Here is a 3924-nt window from a genome sequence, read left to right as displayed (position 1 = left end):
GGTGGGGGGGGGGGGGGGCCGCCGGGGCCCGGGGTGGGCGGGTGCGGTGGATTCGCTTTTTGGGTAACTCTGCTGGGGGGGGTTGGGGGCGCGCGCCCCGCGGGGAGGCCTTCTTCCGCAAGGTGATGCAGATCCACCGCTGGCTGGCGGCCGACGCCGTCGGCAAGCAGATCGTCGGCGCATCCACGGTGGCCCTGGTGTTTTTCTGCCTGTCGGGCCTTTACCTGCGCTGGCCGCGCAAGGCCTGGCGCTGGCGCAGCTGGCTGGTGCTGCATTGGCGGCTGACGGGCCGGGGTTTCCTGCGCCAGCTGCACGTGATTATCGGCACGTGGCTGGTGCTGGCCTACCTGCTGATGGCCGTCACCGGGCTGACGTGGTCCTACCCGGCGTTCCGCACTGCACTGCAGGACCTGGCCGGCATGCCGGCGCCGGCCATCGGCGGTGGGCCGCGCGGCGCGGCCAGCGGCTCGGGCAGCGCGGCGCCCGAAGCGCCCCGTGTCGACGTGGGCGCTGCCTTTGCCGCCTTCCATGCCAACGTGCCGTCGTTTTCACGGGTGACGCTGCGTCTGCCGGCGGCGCCGGGCCAAGCGCTGGAGCTGAGCTATCTCGACAGCGATCCCGAGCACGAGCGCGCCAGCCATCGTCTGGTGCTGGATGCCGCCAGCCTGGCGGTGACCGCCCACGAACGCCATGACCAAAAGCCGGTGGGCCAGCGCCTGGTGGCGAGCCTGTTCCCGCTGCACAGCGGCAGCTACTTCGGGTGGCCGGGCCTGCTGCTGTTCTGCCTGGCCAGCCTGGCGATGCCTCTGTTCACCGTTACCGGCTGGCAGCTGTACCTGGACCGGCGGGCGAAAAACAAACGCCGGCGCAATGCGCCGGCGCGTGCCTGATGCCCAAGCTGCGGCGCCCACTCAGCCCGCCGACAGCTGCTCCACGGCGGCCACGGTCGCGAACCGGTCGGCGATCTGCTTGAGCAGGGCCAGGCGGTTGTCGCGCACGCTGGTGTCGTCGGCCATCACCATCACGTCTCGGAAGAACGCGTCCACCGGCAGCTGCAGCGCGGCCAGGCGCTTGAGCGTGCCGACGTAATCGCGCTGCGCCAGCAGCGGGTCGGTGTCGGCCAGCGCCGACACCAGTTCATCGTGCAGGCGGATCTCGGCCGGATCGGACAGCTTGGCGGCGTCCACGGCGGCCGGGATCGGGTCTTCGACCTTCTTGAGGATGTTGCGGATGCGCTTGTTGGCCGCGGCCAGCGACGCCGCTTCGCGCAGGCGCGCGAATTCGGCGATGGCCTTCAGGCGGCGGTCGAAGTCGAGCAACGACGGCGGGCGGACGTCGGCCACGGCCTCGAACTGCGTGCCCGGCACGTTCTGGTCGGCGTAGTAGCTGCGCAGGCGGTCGAGGATGAAGTCCTGCAGCTCGTTGACCTGCGCCAGGGTGACGCCGCCGACCGGCGGGATGGCTCCCGCCACTTCGACGCCCGAAGCGGCGGCGGCCTTCGCGGCGTGGTCGCGGCTGCGCTTTTCCACCAGGGTCATGTTGATCGCCACCCGGTCCAGCGCCGCATCAATCAGGCTGGGCAGGTCGAGGTCGAAGCCGGCTTCGATGATGGTGCGCGCCAGGCCCAGCGCGCTGCGGCGCAGGGCGAACGGGTCCTTGTTGCCGGTGGGCTTGAGGCCCGCGGCAAAGCCGCCGGCCAGCGTGTCCAGGCGCTCGGCAACGGCCAGCACCTGGCCCAGCGGGGACGGCGCGATGGCGTCACCGGCGAAGCGCGGCTGGTAGGCCTCGTCGATGGCGTTGGCCACGTCGGCCGGTTCGCCGGCCGCGGTGGCGTAGTAACGCCCGGCAATGCCCTGCAGTTCGGGGAATTCGCCGACCATGCGGCTCTGCAGGTCGGCCTTGGCCAGCTGCGCGGCGCGCTTGGCCAGCTCGGCGTCGGCGCCCACCTGCGGCGCGATAACGGCGGCCAGTGCGGCCACGCGGGTGGTCTTGTCGGCGTAGCTGCCCAGCTTCTGCTGGTAGGTAACGCCGGCCAGGCCCTGGGCCATCGACGCCAGGCCCTGCTTGAGGTCTTCGTCGTAGAAGAACTGCGCGTCGGCGAAGCGTGGGCGGATCACGCGCTCGTAGCCCTGGCGGATCTGCGCGGGGTCCTTGCTTTCGAGGTTGGCGACGCCGATGAACTTCTCGCTCAGCCTGCCGTCGGCATCCAGCACCGGGAAGAATTTCTGGTTGCTTTGCATCGTCGACACCAGCGCTTCGTGCGGCACGCGCAGGAAGCCGGGTTCGAAGCTGCACAGGATGGCCCTGGGCCATTCCACCAGGCAGTTCACTTCCTCAAGCAGGTCGTCGGGAATGCGTGCCGTCCCGCCGGCTTCGCGCGCGGCGGCCGTGATTTCGGTGCGCACGCGGTCACGCCGCTCGCGCGGGTTCACCAGCACGCAGGCCTCGCGCAGCGCCTGCAGGTACTCACCCGCGTCGTTGAGCCACACCGGCTTGGGGTGATGGAAGCGGTGGCCGCGGCTCATGCGGTCGGCCTTGAAGCCCAGCACTTCGCCCGGCGCCACGTCGCGACCGAACAGGATCACCAGCCAGTGCATCGGCCGCACGAAGCCGACTTCCCGGCTGCCCCAGCGCATCGGCTTGGGGATCGGCAGGCCTTTCACCGCTTCGTTGACGATTTCCGACAGCAGGTCGATGGTGCGCGCGCCCGGACGGTTGCTGCGCGCCACGAAGCGCATGCCCTTGGCGTCGGTGACGCGGTCGAGCTTTTCCCATTCGATGCCGTTCTTCTGCGCAAAGCCCAGCAGCGCCGGGGTTGGGTTGCGCTCCGCGTCCAGGCCGACGTTGGTGTACGGGCCCAGCACTTCGCTGTGCTGCTGCGGCTGCTGGGTGGACACGGCCGGCAGGTACACGGCCAGGCGGCGCGGCGAATACAGCGGCTGCGCCGGCAGTTCGCCGGGCACGTCGGGCAGGGTGATGCGTCGTGCCGCCAGCGCCTTGAGCACGCCGTCGTAGAAGGCCTGGGCCAGTTCGGGCAGCGCCTTGGGCGGCAGCTCCTCGGTGCCGATCTCGATCAGCAGGGGCAGGTGGTCAGCCATTGGCGGGCTCCTTGGCGAGGGTGGACGCGTCGCGAAGGCCGGGGAAGCCCAGCTTCTCGCGCTGCGCGTAGTAGGCCTCGGCGCAGGCGCGCGACAGCGTGCGCACGCGCAGGATGTAGCGCTGGCGTTCTGTCACGGAAATGGCGCGGCGCGCATCAAGCAGGTTGAACGAGTGGCTGGCCTTGCAGACCTGTTCGTAGGCCGGCAGCGGCAGGCCCAGCTCGACCAGCTTCAGCGCTTCGGCTTCGCAGGCGTCGAAGCGGTGGAACAGCTCGGCCACGTCGGCGTGTTCGAAGTTGTAGGTGCTCTGTTCGACTTCGTTCTGGTGGTAGACGTCGCGGTAGGTCACGTCGCCCTGCGGGCCGCGGGTCCAGACCAGGTCGAAGACGTTGTCCACGTCCTGCAGGTACATGCAAAGACGCTCCAGCCCATAGGTGATTTCGCCCGTGACCGGCTTGCACTCCAGGCCGCCGGCTTGCTGGAAGTAGGTGAACTGCGTGACTTCCATGCCGTTGAGCCAGACTTCCCAGCCCAGGCCCCAGGCGCCGAGCGTGGGCGATTCCCAGTTGTCCTCGACGAAGCGCAGGTCGTGCACCAGCGGGTCGATGCCCAGCACCTTCAGCGAGCCGATGTAGAGGTCGAGGATGTCGTCGGGGTTGGGCTTGAGCACCACCTGGTACTGGTAGTAGCGCTGCAGGCGGTTGGGGTTTTCGCCGTAGCGGCCGTCGGTGGGGCGGCGGCAGGGCTGCACATAGGCGGGGCGGCACGGGGCGGGGGGCCCGGCGCGGCCGGAGTGTGGCCGGGGGGTGGGGGGCGGCGCCCCCGC

Annotated in this window: 3 protein-coding genes; 1 reads left to right on the top strand and 2 read right to left on the bottom strand. The window is 70.1% G+C overall.

Translation table 11 applies throughout. The features are described from left to right. Positions 1-41 precede the first annotated feature (41 nt). On the top strand, positions 42-890 hold the full coding sequence (locus tag K0M70_RS11740) for a PepSY-associated TM helix domain-containing protein (protein ID WP_290782123.1): 849 nt from the start codon (positions 42-44) through the stop codon (positions 888-890). A 21-nt stretch (positions 891-911) separates the two neighbouring features. Here the strand turns inward: K0M70_RS11740 and glyS are convergent, their stop codons facing one another. Then, the gene (gene glyS, locus K0M70_RS11735; protein ID WP_290782121.1) at positions 912-3098 is read right to left on the bottom strand and encodes a glycine--tRNA ligase subunit beta; all 2187 of its coding nucleotides are present in this window, start codon (positions 3096-3098) and stop codon (positions 912-914) included. Continuing rightward, positions 3091-3924 (bottom strand): glycine--tRNA ligase subunit alpha (gene glyQ, locus K0M70_RS11730; RefSeq protein WP_290782118.1); only part of this gene is annotated, 834 nt, incomplete at its 5' end. The genes glyQ and glyS, both read right to left, overlap by 8 nt.

The sequence above is a fragment of the Arenimonas sp. genome (genome assembly GCF_019459675.1).
In the GTDB taxonomy this organism is placed as follows: Bacteria; Pseudomonadota; Gammaproteobacteria; order Xanthomonadales; family Xanthomonadaceae; genus Arenimonas.
Note: the sequence above shows the minus strand (reverse complement) of the source record. Positions and strands in the feature narration are given on the sequence as shown.